Raw genomic sequence first — 15,161 nt, 5'->3', positions numbered from 1 at the left:
AATACGGATTGTCGCTTGAAAATCTCAAAACCCTGCCGTGGCGGCTGCTGCGGCAGGGTTTTTTGTGTTGGCCTGGCTTTGGGGCTGAGCACCAAAAACTCACCCCGAAAGCTTTTGTTAGCTTTGTAACAGGCTGCTTCGGCTGCCTCTTTCTTCCGCAATCGTAATCCCACCCATATTTTCCTTTCCATGAAGCAAGCACTCGAAGAAGCAGTTGCCACCGGCACCGACGTTCAGGACCACGACCACCACGGCATCCGGCAGGTGCTGCGCGATTTGGGCGTACAGGCCCACAACGCCGCCTGGAGCACCGGCCTGGAGTGGGGCAACACCGACAGCCAGAACACCCGCACCATCCATTCGCCCGCCGATGGCAAGGTTATCGGCACGGTAGCCATGGCCACGGCCGCCGACTACGAGCACGTGGTAACCAAGGCCCAGGAAGCGTTTAAAACCTGGCGGCTGGTGCCGGCGCCCAAGCGCGGCGAAATCGTGCGCCAGATTGGCAACAAGCTCCGCGACCACAAGGACGACCTGGGCAAGCTGGTGAGCTACGAGATGGGCAAAATCCTGCAGGAAGGCCTGGGCGAAGTGCAGGAAATGATTGACATCTGCGACTTCGCCGTGGGCCTCTCGCGCCAGCTGCACGGCCTGACCATGCACTCGGAGCGCCCCGCCCACCGCATGTACGAGCAGTACCACCCGCTGGGCGTGGTGGGCATCATTTCGGCCTTTAATTTTCCGGTGGCCGTGTGGAGCTGGAACGCCATGCTGGCCGCCGTCTGCGGCGACACCTGCATCTGGAAGCCCTCCGAGAAAACCCCGCTCACGGGCGTGGCCGTGCAGCACATCATCAAGAGCGTGCTCGAAGAAAACGAGCTGCCCGAGGGCATCTTCAACCTCATCATTGGCGATGCCGAAATCGGGGCTAAAATGGCCGCTGATGGGCGCCTGCCACTGGTGTCGGCCACCGGCAGCACCCGCATGGGCAAGAAAGTAGGGGAGGCCGTGGGCGCCCGCCTGGGCAAGTCGCTGCTGGAGCTGGGCGGCAACAACGCCATCATCCTCACCGAGCACGCCGACCTGAGCATTGCCATGCCGGGCATCGTGTTCGGGGCCGTGGGTACCTGCGGCCAGCGCTGCACCAGCACCCGCCGCCTCATCATCCACGACTCGATTTACGACGACGTGAAGGCCCGCCTGCTCAAAATCTACCCCAACCTGCCCATCGGCCACCCGCTGCAGGAGGGCACGCTGGTCGGCCCGCTGATTGACAAGGATTCGGTGGTTGGCTTCCAGAAGGCGCTGAAGGCTGTACAGAGCGAAGGCGGTACGCTGCTCATTGGCGGCGAGCTGCTGGAAAGCGAAGGCTACGAAACCGGCACCTACGTAACGCCGGCCATCGTGGAGGCCAAGAACGAGTACGCCACGGTGCAGGACGAAACCTTCGCGCCCATTCTGTACCTCATCAAGTACAGCGGCGACGTAACCAACGCCATCGACCTGCAAAACGGGGTGCGCCAGGGGTTGTCGTCGAGCATCTTCACGCTCAACATGCGCGAGGCCGAGGCCTTCCTCAGCCAGGCCGGCTCCGACTGCGGCATTGCCAACGTGAACATCGGCACGAGCGGGGCCGAAATCGGGGGCGCGTTTGGTGGCGAGAAAGAAACCGGCGGCGGCCGCGAATCCGGCTCCGACGCCTGGAAAGTGTACATGCGCCGCCAGACCAACACCATCAACTACAGCACCACGCTGCCGCTGGCCCAGGGCATCAAGTTCGACGTGTAACCGCCGTGCTTTGAGGTTAAAACAACGGCCCGCCCGGTTTTACCGGGCGGGCCGTTTGGCGTTTTACTGCGGATGGTTAAAGGCCGATTTTGATGTCACCGTGGCCTTTGTAATGAAGGATTTTGCCATCGTATAGCACATAGTAAAGACGATAAAGCTTGCCCTGCCGGAAGCCATTGCCGCTTACATCAAGTGAATATTGGTGGTAAGGGCTGAGATTGGGGGACGTTTGCAGCGGCAGAACTACCTGGTACCTGGCATCTACTACGACAAAACTCAACGCCACGGGGCTGTTGCTTTCAAAGTTCACGCTCACCTGACCCGCCCCAACCGGATTAGGCCAAGCCAATATTCTGGAGGCCTGAGCCGCCCCACTAACTGCTGGCGTATTCAGGTTGAATCCCAGGTCTTTAAACAGGTCCTGCTCCTGCTGATTCCAGGTCTCATCCAGCGTCCAGTCGGTCGGGTCGGCAGAACCCTGTAGGTAGCCCGTATTATCGCGTGCTGTAATTCCGCCGTTGGGGCCGAAGTCGATGGTGGGCGTGGCGTCCTTTTTATGGCAGGCAGTCAGGTTGATGCCGACAATAAGTAGCGCCGGAAGAAACTTCATAGTGCAGGAAAGGCTTTAAGGAGCAGCAAGGTAAGCAGCGGCTGGTTGCAGCCTGAACCCATGGCGGGCCGCAGGTGCAACTACCGGCCGGGCGGCTGGTCTTTGTGCTGCTTACCCGCCGGCCCGGGGCCGGTTTGCCCGGAAAGTGGGATATTTACCTTTCCCCACTCTTTCGTTCCGCTACTGCCACATCCTATGGAGGCTTTTGCTTACACCGACATTAACGCGCCGCTGGTCGAGCGGTGCCGCTTAGGCGACCGGCGCGCCCAGGCCGAAATCTACAAGCGCTACTCCAAGGCCATGTTCAACGCCTCGTTGCGCATCACCGGCGACTTCGCCGAGGCCGAGGACGTGTTGCAGGAGGCGTTTCTGAGCGCCTTCCGCGAGCTGCACAGCTACAAGGGCGACTCGTCGTTCGGCTCCTGGCTCAAGCGCATCGTCATCAACAAAAGCATCAACTGCCTGCGCAACCGGCGCCTGAGCCTGGTGCCGCTGGGCGAGCAGCACGATGCCGCCGCCGAGGCGCCCGACCACGGCCCCGAACCCGAAATAACCAGCTGGCGGGCCGATGTGGTGCGCCGCTGCGTACAGGACCTGCCCGACGGCTACCGCGTGGTGCTCACGCTGTATCTGCTCGAAGGCTACGACCACGCCGAAATTGCCGGTATTCTCAACATCAGCGAATCCACTTCTAAATCTCAATACAGCCGGGCCCGTAAGAAGCTCCTCGAACTGGCCCGGCAGCACGGCCTATGATACACTGCCAGCAGAGAGTCTGACCGGGAAAAGCTGCTCAACCCAGCCACTACCGCCACCCCACGGGTCCATTCAACCGCTGTTGTTTTTTCTGTAAGTCTGCCGGTTATGCCGCAAGGCTACTTCGTTCTCTCACTCTTCATAATCAGCCTATTCAATACCGCGCGGCGCTGGCCCACCCCTTGCCCGACCAGCCGCCCGGTTCCGCCCCTACTTTTGCCATGAACATTATCAACCCCGGACTGGAAACCTTCGTGGACCATAACCGCGCCGATTTCGACGCGTTTGAGCCGCGCCCGGACCTGTGGGAAGCCATTGCCCAGGACCTGGACGCGGCTCCCGCCGCCCCCGCGTTGCCCACCGAACCAGCGCCCTCCCGGGTGCTGCCCCTGTTCCCGCCCGCGGCGCCGGCCGCCCTGGTTGGGGCCGCTGGCCTCGCCACCGATACGACTACGGCCGCCGTTCGCTCGGCCCGGCCCTACGGCATTGCCGCCGCTGTGGCTACGCTGTTGCTGCTGGGCACCTGGGCCTGGCAACAGCCGCAGGCCGCCAGCTGGACCCAAGCCGGAGCCACTACGGCGCTGCCGGCCGAGGTAGCGCCCGAACTGCCGCCTTACACCGTGCCCGGACTGGCTTCGCCGGCCTCTATTGGTCCCGAGCAGCGGCTGGCCAGTGCTGTGCAGCGCATGGAAACCTACTACGCCGTGCAGCTGGCCGAGCGCCAGCAGGAGCTGCGCCAGGCCGATGAGGGCGTTGCGGCCAATGCGCCGCGGGCCGACTGGCAGCAGGAACTGGCTTCGCTGGATGAGGCGTACGAGCAGCTCAAAACCGAGCTTTACCAGAACCCCGAGCCCGAAATGGTGCTGGAGGCCATGAACCGCAACATGCAGATCCGGCTCGACCTGCTGGGCCAGCAGCTGCGCACCCGCGAGCAAATCCGCGAGTACCACAACCAACCCTACATGGTGGCCGATAGCCGCCGCTTGCCCTAAGCCATGCCTTGGTTCCGGATGAAAAGCAACGGGGCCAGCCATCTGCGGCTGGCGTTGGCAGCGCTGCTGAGCCTGACTCTGGGCGCGGCCCGAGCCCAGGTGGTGGCGCCGGGTGGCCCTACCGATGCCCATTTCTGCGAGCCGGCCGCCGCGCCGCTGCCCGGCCAGTCGGGCCCGGCCGCGCCCCGTATGAGCAGCGCCGCCCAGGGCCCCGCCCAAAGCACTGAGCAGGGACCAGCCCAGAACGATGCCGCCCCCGCGCCGGCCGTGGAGAAGGTGCGCCGGCTCAGCCGCACGTTTGCCACCAGCCCCACCAGGCTCTACACCCTCGATACCCGCTACGGCCGGGTGCAGGTAAACGTGTGGAACCGGCCCGAAATCCGCACCGACGTTACCATCATTACCCGAGCCGACACCGACGAAAAGGCGCAGGAGTTGCAGGCCATGATTGAGGTGGAGCTGCTGGCCCGCGACCCCGCCACGGGGGGCGTTTCGGCCCGCTCGCGCTTTGGCGAGCTGCCCCGCGAGTGCCGCAGCCAGGTGAAGCTCTACGAGGTAAACTACACCGTGTGGGTGCCCGCCAACAACCCGCTGGCCCTGCACACGGCCTTCGGCGAAATCAGCCTGACCGGCAACCTGACCGGGGCCACCGAGCTGGCCGTGGAGTACGGGCACCTGCGCACGGCCCGCTTGGAAGGTCCGCGCAACAGCCTCAAGCTCAACAATGCCCGCGCCGCCGTGCCCTTCGCCTGCCGGGCCGTCATCGAGGCTTCCTACGCCAAAGTGCGCCTCACCGAAGGCGGCAGCGTGGAGCTGCGCAGCAACTACTCCGACATCGACATCGGGCTGGTAAGCGACCTGACCGTGCACAGCAAGTACGGCGACGTGGCCCTGGGTACGGTCCAGAACCTGCGCGGCAGCTCGGGCTACTCGCGCTTCAGCGTCGATAAGCTTAACAGCGCCCTTGATATGAAGGTGCAGTACAGCCCCAGCTTCGAAGTGCGCAACACCGGCCCCAACTTCCGCCAGATCACCCTCGACGGCGGTTACAGCACCATCCTGCTCAACTTCCCCGACGGCGCCGCCTTCGGCTTCGATGTGAATACCGAGCACGGCCAGCTGCTGGTAGACAAGCGCCTCGTGAAAGTGGCCTCGGAGGAAACCAGCCCCAATTCCAGCGACACGCAGGGCACGTTTGGGGCGGCCTCGGCCCGCAACGGCGGCAACGTAAACATCAAAGTCCGCTACGGCAACGTGAGCTTCAATAAGTAAGGGGTTGACAAGGATGAAGCGTAGTTGAAAAACGGGTTAGTGACACTCACCGGGAAGTGAATCGGGCGGATGTTGTAGCGAGGCGACTCGTTGCGCTTCGTGGTTGAACGGCTCGCGGGAGTCCTGCTAAGCTATTTTGTTCAAAACCAGCCGCCTGCTTTTCGCAAACTATTTCGGGGTGAGTATTATTTTGTAACATTTCTCCAGGAAAAGCCCGCCGCGGCATTTATCCAGAATCGCACAGACCTGGCAGTTGACTCGCGTAAGCTCTTATTCATACGGTTGCTACCTCATGTCCCGGCTTCTGCTGGTATACCTGCTCCTCTTGGCAGCTCCAGGAGTTGCGCAAACTGCCGTTAAGCCTGTGCCTGACGTTCCATTGGTTGACCCTAGCCCTGCTTCTGACGCTGCTACCGCTTCGTCGCCCCTGCGTACCTACGCCCTGCGCCTGAAGCCGGGGCAGGACTTGCGGCGCGAGCTACTGGCCTTTGCCCAGGCGCACGGGCTGCGCGCCGCCTGCGTGCTCACGGGCGTGGGCAGCCTGACGACGGCCACGCTCCGGCTGGCCAACCAGGAGGGCCCCACCGTCTACCAGGGCCATTTTGAAATCGTGTCGCTCGTCGGTACGCTTTCGGTAAATGGCAGCCACCTGCACCTTTCGGTGGCCGACTCGACGGGCCGCACCCTGGGCGGGCACCTGCTCGATGGCAACCTCATCTACACCACCGCTGAGCTGGTTATTGGTGAGCTGCCGGCCCTGGATTTCCGGCGCGAAACCGACCCCACCTTTGGCTACCAAGAGCTGGTCGTGTGGCCCGCCGTCCCGGTTAGCCCGCCCAGGAAAAGCCCGGCAGCGCGTAAAAAGTAGACCGTACACGTGAAATGTGGCCCGGACTTCAGTCCGTGGCCCGCTGGTTGGAACGGCCCGGCAGCCGGGCTAAGCACTTAAGTCCGGGCCACATTACTCGGCATGCCGAGTAAATTTCGTTTCTTGTAGGAAACCCGCTCGTCATGTCCGACCAATCTGCTGCCGTTGCCCCGCCCGATACCGCCCGCCTGGAGAAATTCCGCCGTGCCATCAGCAACCCGCTGAAGCTAAAGCTGTTCATGCTGCGCAAGCTGCCGATGGCCTACCTGGCCGGGTTGCGCGTGGCCGAGGTGCAGCCGGAGCGCTGCACCATCACGATTCCTTATAAATACCTGACCCAGAACCCGTTTCGTAGCATCTATTTCGCCTGCCTGAGTATGGCCGCCGAAATGGCCAGCGGCCTGCTGGCCATGATGCACGTGCAGAGTGGCAGCCCGGTGTCTATGCTGGTGGTAGGCCTGGAGGCCGACTTCACCAAGAAAGCCGTGGGCCTCATCCGCTTCACCTGCCCCGACGGCGCCGCTATCGGCCAGGCCATTGCCGAGAGCCGCGCCACCGGCGAGGGCCGCACCGTGCTGGCCACCAGCACCGGCGTCGATGAATCCGGCGACCCGGTAGCCGTGTTCCGGATTACTTGGTCGTTTCGGGCGAAACGGTGAGATGGCTCAAGGTGAGATGGTGAGATGGTGAAATGGTGAGTTTGACGTTCTGGGGTTCTGGGGGCCTGGGGGCCTACCGGCACAATTGGCGCCATGAGGCCCCCAGAACGTCAAACTCACCATATCACCATATCACCATATCACCATTTCACCATCTCACCTTGAGCCATCTCACCGCTACTCTTCCCGCATGCTTTCCTTGGTAATCACGTCCATCAGGCCGTCTTCGCTTACCACGATGGCCAGGCAGGGGTAGGGGCTGCTTTCGACGTAGCGGATGGCCGAGTTGTAGCGGGCGCCACGGGTGCTGGTGCCGCGGCCAGTGGCCTTGCCGTCCAGAATCACGCCGATGGAATAGCAGTACGCGTCCGGGTCGAGGAGCACGGCGCCGTCGATGGCCGTAACGAGGCGGGTGATGAGCGGGGTGAGCGGCACGGGCTCGATGAGGGTGCATTGCAGCTTGAGGCGGTCGGCTTCGGCCAGCGCCTCGGTGGTGATGACGAGCAGCGTGCCATGCTTCTGGCGGCTGGCTTCGAGCACCACGTCCCAGAGCTTTTCGACTTTGGCCGAATCGGTGAGCTCGAACGTGCGGCGCAGGTCGCGGCGGAACTTGGTGCGGTTGAGGCGCGCCCGGGGCAGGCTGGGGTGGCCGTAGTGGGCCCGCATGAGCACCTGCCCGCCGTGCTGAAACTCCCAGGCATAGTGGGTGATGAAGCTGATGACAAACAAATCTTCGCGGGCGGCATCGTACTGGCCGATTTGCCGGCCCAGGGCGTACACGTTCTCGCCATCGGCCAGCAGGCTCACGTCGGAGGTCGTCATTTCGAGCAGCTTGCGCACGGCCCGGTAGTCGGTGAGCGGGGTGGGGCAGGTGAGGGCGAACACCTCGGCCAGGTTGGGGTGGCCCCGGCGGGCCAGCAGCAGCTTGCCTACCCCCTCGGCCCCTTCGTAGCGCAACGACGAAATGGTGTTGCAGGTAGCGAACAGCTTGGTAACCACCGGGTTCATGCCCATGTCCTGGGCCGGCGTGTCCATGAACAGCTTGCCCGCCGAGCGGATAATCTCCTCGGTGTCGCGGGGGCGGATGAGCAGGCCGGAGCCGGGTTCGGGCTCGGTCAGCGACTTGATGCAGTCTTCGTTGAAGCGCAGAATGGCCGCCTGAATGAGGGAGTGGGGCAACTGGCGGCCGTCGGTGTAGAAGCGGTTGGGTTGCAGCGAGGGGTAGCTGTTGTACACCTTGCGGTTGAGCCGGAGCACGGGCATCACCGCGAAATGGCCAATCTGGGCGGGCCAGCCGGCAAACGACAGCCGCTTATCGGTGGCATCGAGCTCGTCGAGAACCTCCTGCACGGCCAGACGCACGCCCCGTCCAAACTGCTTGCGGCGCTGCATGTCCTCACTCTCGATGTCGGGGTCGGAGAGCTGCCAGTTGTGGGCTTGTTGCAGGGCCTGGCCCCGCTCCAGCACCCGCGCAAAATGATGGGCCGGCAGTGCTTCCTGGGCGGGCTCGAACTCGGCCACGGGGTACAGGTCGTTGTGGCTGCGGCCGGCCGCGGTTACGGGCAGCGCCAGCAGGTACACGTAGGGTTCGAGGTCTTCGTCGAGGGCATTGAACAGGCCGTTGGCCACCGTTTGGGCCGCCTGCCGAAACCGCGCCTGGTAGGGCCAGATGGGGTGGCTGGTGGGCAGGGGCAGCGGGGTGCCAAAGGCAACGGGCGGGGCAGAAAGCAGCGGCAAGGGCGACAACATAGCGGAAGGAAGAGAGCAAAAAGCAGGTGGCCCGGAGTTCAGGCCAACGGGCGGGAACAGGGTTTTACACAAGCCCGGCAGCAACTGTCGGGCTTACAGCGAGAATACAACCGGCAACACCATCTTTTGCTTTACCGGCTGACCTTTATATAAGGCGGGCTCCCATTTGGGCGCCGCTTTCAGCAGCCGCAGGGCTTCTTCATCGAGGCCCGAGCCCAGCCGCTTAATCACTTTGATATCGGTGAGCGAGCCGTCTTTTTCCACCAGAAACTCCATCATTACCTTGCCATCTACTTTGCGCTGGAGGGCGAGGGCGGGGTATTTCTGGTTGGTTTGAATCCACTCGAAAAAGGCCTCCGTGCCACCCACCGGCCGGGCCGGGCGGTCGGCCGTTACCACCTCGGTGCCGCTGCCGGCCGTTGCCCCCGAAGCTGCCGGTGCCGTGGCCGCCGCCGTTTCGCCCGGAATCTGGAACGTGATGGGCACCGTCTGGCGCTGGCGGACTACGCCGCCGCGGTGGCGGGCGGGCGTCCAGCGCGGAGCGGCCTTGATGAGGCGCACGGCTTCGGCATCGAGCAGGGCGTTGCCGGGCTGGGCCACGGCCACTTCGGCGAGCGAACCGGTTTTCTCGACCACGAAATTGACGGTTACTGTGCCCTGGGCCCCGGCCTGCAACGCCGCCGTGGGGTATTGCTGGTGGTCGGCCAGGTACTGGGCGAAGGCCTCGACGCCGCCGGCGGGCAGCGCGGGTTTCTCCACGGCGTCGTAAATGGCGTTGGCGGCCGGCGCTTTGGGGTACTTGAGTTTCTGCTGGGCCGCGGCCGGGGCCAGGGCGGCAGTGCCGAGCAGGGCGGTGAGCAGAACCTGACGAAAAGACTGTTTCATAGAAATAAAGCAGGACGAAATGCGGCCGGCCCGACACAACAACCGTACCCGCCGCCCTTCAAGTTCGGAAATTTGGGTGGAAGTGGGGCGATAGTGGTTGGAAGTGCATTTGCAAAAACGTCATTCAGAGCGAAGCGAAGAATCTGGCGTGAAGTCGTTGCAATAGTAATTCAACGTCAGTACGCCAGATTCTTCGCTTCGCTCTGAATGACGTTCTTTGTTGCCTGCTTTCCCTATCACCTCACCACCCGAACGTGTCCGATTTTCACCCGCTCACAAGTACCCCCGCCGACCTTTTTCAGCAGAACCTAACCCACCATACGGCGCAGGAAACCCATTTTGCCGGGCGGCACCGGGCGGTGGCACTCGTGCGGCTGGCTGTGTTTGTGGCGGCGGGCGCGGGCATCTGGGCGTTGCTGAGCGCCGGCCAGACGGCCGCCGCGCTGGGCCTGGGCTTCGGCGCCTACCTGGTGTTTATCGGGCTGGTGCGCTGGCACGATGCCGTGGGCTACCGCCGCGAGCATCACCGGCTGCTGGCCCAGCTCAACCGCGACGAGCTGGCCCGGCTGGCCGGCGAGCTGGCCGGCTTCGACCCCGGCCGCCGCTACCTCGATGCCCAGCACCCCTACGCCGCCGACCTCGACGTGTTCGGCGACCACTCGCTGTTTCAGCTGCTCAACCGCAGCACCTCGCGGCTGGGGCAGGACTGGCTGGCCGGCTGGCTGCTGACCCCGGCGCTGCCCGCAGCGGTGCTGGAGCGCCAGCAGGCCGCCGCCGAGCTGGCCCCCAACGTGGCCTGGCAGCAGGAGTGGCAGGCCCGCGCCCGGCACTACCCGCGCCAGGAAACCGACCCACGCCAGTTTGCCGGCTGGTTGCGCGCGCCCGATTTCTTTGCCGGCCGCGGCTGGGTGCTGCCGCTGCTGGGGTTGCTGCCGCTGCTGGGTTTGGCGGGCGTGGCCCTGATGCTCACCGGCCAGGGCGCGCAGTGGCTGCTGCTGTTGCTGCCGGCGGTAGCCCTCAACGGGGCGTTCGGCCAGGTGCGGGCCCGCTACTACGAGCACGCCACCACCATGCGCGACGCGCTGCGGGCCGCCCACGACCAGCTGGCGCACTTCGAGGCCGGCACCTGGCAAAGCGCGGCGTTGCAGCGGCTGCACCGTACCCTGCACGCCACCGGCAACACGGCGGCCGCCCGGCTGCTGAAGCGCCTGGGCAATATTGCCGGCTGGTTTTCGGCCCGCCAGAACCCGGCCGTGGCGGGCCTGCTGAACACGCTGCTGCTCTGGGATTTGTGGGGCATCTGGCAGCTGGAACGCTGGAAACGGCGCGTGACGGGCGGCCTGGAGCCACTGCTCGAAGCGGCGGCCGAACTGGATGCGCTGGTAAGTCTGGGCGCGTTCCAGGCCGCCAACCCAACGTTTGCCACGCCCGACCTCTCGGCGGCGGCCCTCACGGTGGAAGCCACCGGCCTGGGCCACCCGCTGCTGTTCGGCGGCGAGGGCGTGCGCAACGATTTTCAGACGGCCGGCGCGGGCCAGACTGTTATCGTAACCGGCTCGAACATGGCCGGCAAAAGCACGTTTCTGCGCACCGTGGGCCTGAATCTGGTGCTGGCCCAGGCCGGCGCGGTGGTGGCCGCCGCCACTTTCCGCAGCGGCCCCGCCCAGGTGTTCACCGCCATGCGCAGCCACGACAACCTGGCCGAAAGCACGTCCTCGTTCTACGCCGAGCTCAAGCGCCTGCGCCTGCTGCTGGACCTGACCGCTGGCGAGGAATTGAAAATTAAAAATTCAACATTAAAAATTGCAGGCGGAGTCGTTTCGGTGGCCGCTGACGACGCTGACGACGCTGAAACAGCCCCCGCCTCATCACCCAACAGCCTGGCAACTGGCAACTCACAACTGACAACTGATAACCTCCCCGTTTTCTACCTGCTCGATGAGATTCTGAAGGGTACCAACTCGGCCGACCGGCACCGGGGGGCGCGGGCGCTGGTGTTCCAGCTGCGCGAGCGGGCCGCCAGCGGCCTCATCAGCACCCACGATTTGGAGCTGGCCGCCCTCGAAACTGACCTGCCCGCCCACGTGCGCAACGTCAGCTTCAACTCCTACCTCAACCCCGACGGTACCCTGCGCTTCGACTACCACCTCACGCCCGGCGTCTGCCGCTCCTTCAACGCCAGCCAGCTCATGCGCCTGATGGGTATTGACGTGGGGGAGGAGTAGGCCCCCCGTCATTGCTTCGTCGTGCCTCCTCGCAATGACGGCGGTGGCGCGTTATTCTCCGCCCAGCTGCCGCTGGAAGTGCAGCTGGAGCAGATTGTCGACCTTCTCCTTGGTGAGGGGCTTGCTGACGAGGCCGGCAATGGACAGTTCGTCGAGGCGGCCCAGGTCGCGGGCGTCCATGGTGGTCGTGAGCATCACGACCACCGTGGCGCCGCGCTGGTCGGCGGGCAGCTGCTGGTAGGCCTCCAGAAACTGGATGCCGCTCATGCCGGGCATGTTTACATCGAGCAGAATAAGGGCCGGCGCATCGGGGGCCTGGCGGGCCAGCAGGTCGAGGGCCTCAGTGCCGTTTTCGGCTATAAGCACGCGCTCGGCCACATCCAGCTTCTTTATCAGCAGCTCGTTGAGGAAGTTATTGGTCTGGTCATCGTCAATCAACAGAACACTCGGTAATTTTTGCATATCGTTTTTTCGTTTTTCGTTGCTCGTTTTTTGTTGTTTGCTTTTGCGTTGTTCAGCGGGCTCTTCTAAAGAGGATGCATCGAGCCGAAAAACGAGCAACGAACAACGAAAGGCGAGCCGCGAAGCTACTCGGTGGCAGGTAAAAATACGGTGAAGGTGGTGCCCACGCCCGGCTCGCTGCTCACCTCGATGCGGCCGCCGGCGTTTTCCACAATCTTCTTCACCATGTACAGGCCCACGCCCGAGCCCGGCACGTGGTTGTGCAGCCGCCGAAACAGCTGAAACAGGTCGCGACGCTGGGTTTCGCTCAGGCCCAGGCCGTTGTCGTGCACCTCCAGTACCACGTGCCGGCCCACGTGCCGGCAGTGCAGCCGCACGTGCGGCGGGCGCTCGGGCGTGCGGTACTTAATGGCGTTGCTGAGCAGGTTATAAACGACGGAGCGCAGGTTTTTGGCCGAGAATTTCACCGTCGGACAACCCTGGAGCTCCACGTCGAGCGTGGCGCCCGACGCCGCCAGTTCGGGGGCTATATCCAGGCGCACGGCCTCCACCAGCGCCGGCAGGTCCACGGCTTCGGGCAGCTGGTCGGCGGTAGTTTGCTGGAGGCGCGACACGTCGGTGAGATGCACCAGGGTTTGCTGGAAGCGGCGCACGGCGTCATCCATCATGGCCAGCAGCTGGGGTACGGGCTGGTGTTCGTAGGCCTGCGCCGGCAGATGCTCGCGCAGGGCCAGCAGCAGCCCCTCCACGTTGGTTATGGGCGATTTTAAGTCGTGGGAGGCCGAATACACGAACGTGTCGAGGTCGGCGTTGGTGCGGCTGAGGCGGTGGTTGGTGTCGGCCAGCTGCTGGTTGGTAGCCCGCATTTCCTCGTTGATGGCGGCCAGCTGGTTGTTGAGCTCCTGCACCTGCTGGCGGGCCAGCACCTGGTCGGTTACCTCGGTGCCGATGGCTACCAGCCCGCTCACGGTACCCGTTTCGTCGCGCAGTGCCTGGAAAGCGAAGTTGAAGTAGCCCAGGGCCGGCTGGCCGGTGTGGGTCCGGTCGAACTGCACGGGTCGTTCGTTGATAAAGGCCGTGCCGCCCGTTTGCATCACGCCCGCCAGAATTTCTTCCAGGCCCTGGCCGGCCGCATCGGGCACCCCCTCGAAGTAGGGTCGCCCCAGCAGCTGAGTGGCCGGGCGGCCCCACAGCTCGCTGATGGCGTGGTTGGCCGACTCTACCAGCAGCTCGGGGCCCCGGGTAATGGCAATGGGCACCGGCACCTGCTCGAAAATGGCCTGCAACTCGCGCTGGCGGGTTTCCCGCTCGCGGCGGGCCAGTACCCGCTCGGTTACTTCCATGGCAAACACCTGCACGCCCCGCACCTGCTGCCGGGCATCAAACAGGGGCTGGGCCGTGATGTCGAAGTAGCGTAGCCGGCCCGGCTCGTACTCCAGCTCAACCGGCGTTTCGCGGGTCAGCAGCGGCCGGCCGCTGGCGTACACGCCCTCCAGCAGGGGCAGCAGGCCCTGGCTTTCCATTTCCGACAGCTGCTCGGCCGCCACGCCGCCCAGCGTGGCCCGCTCGCCCGCCAGGGCCCTAAAGTGCTCGTTGAAGAAGGTGAAGCGGTGCTCAGGGCCGCTGAAGGTGACGATAATGGCCGGCACCTGCCCCAGAATCTGGCTTAGCAGCTCCTGTTGCAGCCGGGCCTGGCCGCGCTGGTGCTCGGCCTCGGCCAGGGCCTGCTGCACCTCGCCGGTGCGCCGCTCCACCCGGCCCTCCAGTTCCTCGTTCAACTGGCGCAGCTGCTGCTGGGCCATCAGCAGCTGGGTGTTGGCCAGCTGAAACTCGTCGTTGCCGGCCCGCAGCTCCTCGTTGATGGCGGCCAGCTCCTCGTTGAGCTCCTGCACCTGCCGGCGGGCCAGCACCTGCTCGGTTACATCAACGGCAATATCGACTACGCCCAGCATATCGGTGGCGCCGCCGGGGCCATACAGGGGCTGGAAAACAAAGTTGAAGTAATAGGTTTCCATGCGGCCATCGGGCTGGCGCAGCAGCGCGGGCACCTCCCGGCCCACGAAAGGCTGGCGGGTGCGGGCCACTTCCCGAATCTGGTCGTCGAAGCCCTGGCCTTCCAGCTCGGGCACGGCTTCCAGCAGCGGGCGGCCCAGCACCTGGGCAACCGTCGAGCTCCAGATGTTGCTCATCTGGTCGTTGGCGGAAGCAATCCGGCACTCGTCGCCCTGAAACAGGCAAATGGCCACGGGGGCCTGGGTGAGCAGGGCCTGGAGCAGGTTGCGCTCGGTTTCGGCCACCGCCCGCGCCTGCTGCTCGGCCAGCTGGCTCTGGCGCAGCGCCTCCTGCATGGCCGTGCGGGGCGTGTCGTTGTCGTCGGCGATGCTCACGACCAGCAGCGGCCCCCGGGCACGGGCCACCACCCGGAAGTAGCCGTCGATGCCGTCGTACTGGTAGTTGAAGTGCTCCTGCTGGCTGGTGCCCGACTCGAACGCGTTGCGGTAAAAGGTGAAAACGCCCGTCGAGGAGCCCGCGTGCGGGTAAAGCCCGAGCAGGCTTAGGGTGGGGCACTCGGGCTGCCCGAGCAGCCGCTGGGCGGCCGGGTTAAGGTACTCAAGCAGAAAGTCGACGATGACGTCTTCGGAGTTGAAAACCGGCCGTAGCAACATCAGGCCCGTTTGCGATACTTCGAGCAGCGTGTTCAGGAGCTCATCGGCCGGCGGCGCATCGGCCGGTAGTTTCGGCCGCATCTGGTTTGGCATAAGTTGGGCTGAAATCAAACCAAACAAAAAGTGAGGGGCCGAAGATACCCGCCACCGGCCACATTACCGCAGCGGCCGGGCCGGAATTTAAGCCGGCCGTTGCAACTTGCACGCGGGCCCCCGCACCGCCCGTTGC

12 protein-coding genes are annotated in these 15,161 nt (G+C 64.3%); 7 read left to right on the top strand and 5 right to left on the bottom strand.

Annotated elements, in window-relative coordinates; genetic code table 11:
* The first annotated feature begins 189 nt into the window (after window positions 1–189).
* A complete protein-coding gene (gene amaB, locus BMY67_RS13900; protein ID WP_245745052.1) occupies window positions 190–1,788 on the top strand; it encodes an L-piperidine-6-carboxylate dehydrogenase in 1,599 nt (532 codons plus the stop codon).
* A 76-nt stretch (window positions 1,789–1,864) separates the two neighbouring features.
* On the opposite strand, the gene BMY67_RS13895 is transcribed toward amaB, so the two are convergent.
* Window positions 1,865–2,398 (bottom strand): hypothetical protein, encoded by a 534-nt coding sequence (locus BMY67_RS13895; RefSeq protein ID WP_092772575.1) that lies wholly within the window; start codon window positions 2,396–2,398, stop codon window positions 1,865–1,867.
* A gap of 195 nt (window positions 2,399–2,593) precedes the next feature.
* Here BMY67_RS13895 and BMY67_RS13890 point away from each other — a divergent pair, with 195 nt between their 5' ends.
* From BMY67_RS13890 to BMY67_RS13870, 5 genes are all read left to right on the top strand, one after another.
* Window positions 2,594–3,154 carry an RNA polymerase sigma factor gene (locus BMY67_RS13890; protein ID WP_092772573.1) on the top strand — a complete coding sequence of 187 codons (561 nt, stop codon included), beginning with the start codon at window positions 2,594–2,596 and terminating at the stop codon, window positions 3,152–3,154.
* Between the two features lie 221 nt (window positions 3,155–3,375).
* Window positions 3,376–4,146, top strand: a complete 771-nt coding sequence (locus tag BMY67_RS13885) for a hypothetical protein (RefSeq protein ID WP_092772571.1) — start codon at window positions 3,376–3,378, stop codon at window positions 4,144–4,146.
* A gap of 3 nt (window positions 4,147–4,149) precedes the next feature.
* Window positions 4,150–5,418 (top strand): hypothetical protein, encoded by a 1,269-nt coding sequence (locus BMY67_RS13880; protein WP_143069830.1) that lies wholly within the window; start codon window positions 4,150–4,152, stop codon window positions 5,416–5,418.
* A 364-nt stretch (window positions 5,419–5,782) separates the two neighbouring features.
* Window positions 5,783–6,286 carry a PPC domain-containing DNA-binding protein gene (locus BMY67_RS13875; RefSeq protein ID WP_317040346.1) on the top strand — a complete coding sequence of 168 codons (504 nt, stop codon included), beginning with the start codon at window positions 5,783–5,785 and terminating at the stop codon, window positions 6,284–6,286.
* Window positions 6,287–6,429: 143 nt separating this feature from the next.
* Window positions 6,430–6,945, top strand: a complete 516-nt coding sequence (locus BMY67_RS13870) for a PaaI family thioesterase (protein ID WP_092772565.1) — start codon at window positions 6,430–6,432, stop codon at window positions 6,943–6,945.
* A gap of 177 nt (window positions 6,946–7,122) precedes the next feature.
* On the opposite strand, the gene BMY67_RS13865 is transcribed toward BMY67_RS13870, so the two are convergent.
* Together BMY67_RS13865 and BMY67_RS13860 are read right to left on the bottom strand one after the other, a co-directional pair.
* Window positions 7,123–8,694 carry a DNA integrity scanning protein DisA nucleotide-binding domain protein gene (locus BMY67_RS13865; protein WP_092772563.1) on the bottom strand — a complete coding sequence of 524 codons (1,572 nt, stop codon included), beginning with the start codon at window positions 8,692–8,694 and terminating at the stop codon, window positions 7,123–7,125.
* 93 nt (window positions 8,695–8,787) lie between these two features.
* On the bottom strand, window positions 8,788–9,579 hold the full coding sequence (locus BMY67_RS13860) for an energy transducer TonB (RefSeq protein ID WP_092772561.1): 792 nt from the start codon (window positions 9,577–9,579) through the stop codon (window positions 8,788–8,790).
* Window positions 9,580–9,833: 254 nt separating this feature from the next.
* Between BMY67_RS13860 and BMY67_RS13855 the strand changes: the two genes are divergently transcribed.
* Window positions 9,834–11,804: a MutS-related protein gene (locus BMY67_RS13855; protein WP_092772559.1), complete on the top strand. Its 1,971-nt coding sequence runs from the start codon at window positions 9,834–9,836 to the stop codon at window positions 11,802–11,804.
* 51 nt (window positions 11,805–11,855) lie between these two features.
* Here BMY67_RS13855 and BMY67_RS13850 read toward each other — a convergent pair whose 3' ends face one another.
* The gene (locus tag BMY67_RS13850; RefSeq protein ID WP_092772557.1) at window positions 11,856–12,266 is read right to left on the bottom strand and encodes a response regulator; all 411 of its coding nucleotides are present in this window, start codon (window positions 12,264–12,266) and stop codon (window positions 11,856–11,858) included.
* 125 nt (window positions 12,267–12,391) lie between these two features.
* Window positions 12,392–15,013: a PAS domain-containing sensor histidine kinase gene (locus tag BMY67_RS13845; protein ID WP_177189834.1), complete on the bottom strand. Its 2,622-nt coding sequence runs from the start codon at window positions 15,011–15,013 to the stop codon at window positions 12,392–12,394.
* Window positions 15,014–15,161 lie beyond the last annotated feature (148 nt).

The organism is Hymenobacter actinosclerus (assembly GCF_900111515.1).
Lineage (GTDB): Bacteria > Bacteroidota > Bacteroidia > Cytophagales > Hymenobacteraceae > Hymenobacter > Hymenobacter actinosclerus.
Note: the sequence above shows the minus strand (reverse complement) of the source record. Positions and strands in the feature narration are given on the sequence as shown.